This is a genomic window from Pseudomonas nicosulfuronedens, from assembly GCF_005877905.1.
GTDB classification, from domain to species: Bacteria; Pseudomonadota; Gammaproteobacteria; order Pseudomonadales; family Pseudomonadaceae; genus Pseudomonas; species Pseudomonas nicosulfuronedens.
Map to the genome: position 1 here is coordinate 1 of NZ_SWDV01000093.1, position 2,963 is coordinate 2,963.

The 2,963-nt window shown below is 53.9% G+C and carries 3 protein-coding genes; 2 read left to right on the forward strand and 1 reads right to left on the reverse strand.

Features of this window, described 5'->3' with window-relative positions:
• Positions 1-264: 264 nt before the first annotated feature.
• Entirely contained in the window at positions 265-1,245 is a 981-nt protein-coding gene (locus FAS41_RS30450; RefSeq protein ID WP_138526984.1) for a ParM/StbA family protein, read from the reverse strand.
• A gap of 259 nt (positions 1,246-1,504) precedes the next feature.
• On the opposite strand from FAS41_RS30450, the gene mobI reads away from it, so the two are divergent.
• Both mobI and FAS41_RS30460 read left to right on the forward strand, forming a co-directional pair.
• Positions 1,505-1,978 carry a conjugative transfer protein MobI(A/C) gene (gene mobI, locus FAS41_RS30455; protein WP_138526985.1) on the forward strand — a complete coding sequence of 158 codons (474 nt, stop codon included), beginning with the start codon at positions 1,505-1,507 and terminating at the stop codon, positions 1,976-1,978.
• Positions 1,979-2,473: 495 nt separating this feature from the next.
• Positions 2,474-2,833, forward strand: a complete 360-nt coding sequence (locus tag FAS41_RS30460) for a hypothetical protein (RefSeq protein WP_138526986.1) — start codon at positions 2,474-2,476, stop codon at positions 2,831-2,833.
• Positions 2,834-2,963 lie beyond the last annotated feature (130 nt).

The following is a 2,963-nucleotide window of genomic DNA, read 5'->3' on the forward strand; positions in this document are numbered from 1 at the left end:
CATCCCGCTGGCTTCTTCGGCTTATGCGACGTGCTCGCTGGTTGTACTTCCTGTGATGTACCTGGAGGTTGAGTAACGTCACCAGGTATTCCCGCACTCTGAGTACATTTGCTGAGGTACATAGACGCCATTACGATTAACCGCTTGGCACGGTACTCGGGCGGAATGTTATCCAAGTGCTCGTACAACTCTTGCTCCGCAGGCGTTATTCTGCATTGAAGGCGCATAATATTTCCTTGGCCGGCGCGTCCCTGCGCCATGAGATTAGTCTTTTGCCAAACAGGCAAATCCGTCCGCATTACTGCGAACGCTGTTGTCGGGTTTAATGACTAGCGCTTCCGGGAATTCACTACGAGCAAATCGTTCATAGGTATCTGCTCCACCACCGCCTAGAACAACACAGTCGACAGTGCGCCCGCGCAAGAAGCGCAGACCTTGTTTGATTTCGGTGAACACACCTGGAATTACGCGATCTGCTGCGAGACGGAGGTAGTCGTCAAGGAGAACCTTTTGTCCGAAGAGGTAGATGTAGTCATTTCCAGTTTGGAGTGCATGCTCGATCTTCTCAACACCAGGCACGCCACCGTTATCCTTGGCGATTTCTTCGTTGCAGGCGTCAAGAAGTACAGACATAGCTTTCAGGCTACTTCCACTGGATTTCGCCACCAGTTCCTGATGGTCAAAAACTACCCAATCAACACTGAAGAACCCAGGATCGATTACGAGGGTGAGGGATTGCTCCAGTACGGCGCCGTGCGCGGTATTGCAATAGATGTCAGTGAGTGTTCCGAGTGGCTGAGCAACCACTTGCACATGTTCAACTGTAATTTCGCGTTTGAGAGACACTTTATGGCGACCAAGCATCCGGCTCCGTACTTGTTCGACGTAGCTATCATCACGCGCTTGGCTTACGGGAAGCCCGGTCACAAGCCTGTGGATCGTGTCGCCATCCTGTGCGGCATGCAAAAGCGATGCTTTGAACAATGCCTCATAAGCATCCGTTGCCGTGTAGTCCTCGTGAAGCTCTCTTCCTTCTTGAACGCGTCCCGGAGAAGCAAATGCAACCCACTGTGTATCGCCGACAGTAACAATTACCTCACCAGCCCGAAGGCCCGCATCACCGGGTAGACAGGTCAAAGGCGCAGCCTGAGCGGGGCCTTGAAAGGTCTGAAACTCGGATTCGCCGTGGCCATACACCCCGATTACGTTGCTATAGCCGATATCGAGGCCAAGGAATCTCTGCATCTGGATCTGTCCTTCAGTTGATCATGCGACGGAATGCCGTTGGATGACGGCGCAACACGCATCACTTCGTTTGGAGTTCCTGGCTCAACTGCTAACCAGGTGAGTCACGCAACAAAGCTGCGACGTTTGACGGCGATGCAGATGTTGGCGCCCAAGATTCCGTCTGAAAGGCTTTTTCCAACCAAAAAGTGGTAAGAAAAAAACCTATTTCTGTTCTACCACGGCAAAAAATGATCCCAAGCCAAGTAGGAGATCGCTTTTGTCATCATCACCAAGCACAACCCCAGACCCTGTTGCCGTCGTCGATCAGCTGTACAAGCAGCTTCGCGAGCAGGCCGAGGAAATGCGTGACCAGTTTTTCCAGCGGGCGCTGGCGCTGCAGGTTGATAAGAAGGGGCACGTACCAATCGGGATCGCTGTACTGGAGCCATCCGAGAACTCGTTTGCAGCGTATTGGGTCCGGATCTTCATCTCTGCGCAGGGGCGGTCGGTGCGCACGATCAACAAAGGGATTGGCTTCAAGTACCCAGTTGGAGCGTTCAGTTTCGTCAAGCAGCCGCTGAAAGGGCTGGTGCGTGCTTATGAAATGGAGCTCGCGACACTGCGGCAGCTTGCCTCTGAAAACCGTGCCCTTCGAAAGTCGCTTCAAGCTCATCATGGGAAAGTCACCAGGCAGGTTACACAAGCCTCGTTCCGCAGCCTGGCCGAGGTGCCTGACGCGCGATCCGAGTAGCTGACATGACGTCAGCCTTTGTCGTGATCCCATGGAGTCAAGTGCAGCGCAACCCGCAGAAATACGGGCGTCAGCCATCCCAGCAGTCATCAAGGGATAGCTGAACATGATGGCTGAGTCGGGCGTAGGTGTTCCCCCGCTCCGATAGAGATCTGTGCCGGGGCACTAGGTGTCAGCCATATCTGGAGGCATCAGCCATAAGCAGGTGTTTTAACCCATGCTGCTATGCGAAATGAAGGCCCAGACTTCCATAGATAAGAGATGGAAGTCTGACTGTGACTGACACCGTGTCGCGAAGCGAAGAACAACTTGAGGCCGGTTTTCCTTCGAATCACGACCCACGCTTTCGGGCTTGGGTTTCGGATACGCAGCGGATAATTGGCGTGGGGCTGCCAGTGCTAAGGGCCCATGCGCCAGGCAGGAATGTGATGCGTCGGCTTACCCCCTCTGACTCCCACTGAGGGCGAGGGAAAGCAATTCAACCGGAGGAAGGATTTGGAGTTCCGCAAGCTGGAGGGGGGGAAGTACTTCCCCCCGATACTACCCAATGGGGAGTTTTTCTCCCTGGTGCCACAGAGTGGACGCGTGATGAGGATATTCAGCGTCACCGCCGACGGGCTGTTCGCTGAGGGCATTCATCTGCTGTGGTCCGAGATCGAAGGCACGAGCTTCGTGGGCACCACATGCCGCATCAACTCCCGGAAATATGCATCCGCTGGATTTTCATTCAACGTCGACGCCTGCATGATCCAGAACGAGTCAGGGCTGAAGTCGGACTTCGTTCAAGGTTACCCGGTAGGGTACTGCCTCTTAAACAGGATCACTTTCGAAGCTCAGCGGATGAGATTCAACTGACCCGTGTCGCGCAGTGAAGGGGCGTGTAGTTCGTAGCAGGAGTTAAAGAAAAATCATCCGTGATCTCCTCTAAGCCGGCAGTTCAGAGGAATAACCTGTGCCTCATATGTCAGCTAATCCGTCTTACTCT

What these genes read in the sequence shown, in the direction of transcription:
- FAS41_RS30450 (WP_138526984.1), bottom strand. Translation starts at nt 1,245, where the DNA reads ATGCAGAGATTCCTTGGCCTCGATATCGGCTATAGCAACGTAATCGGG.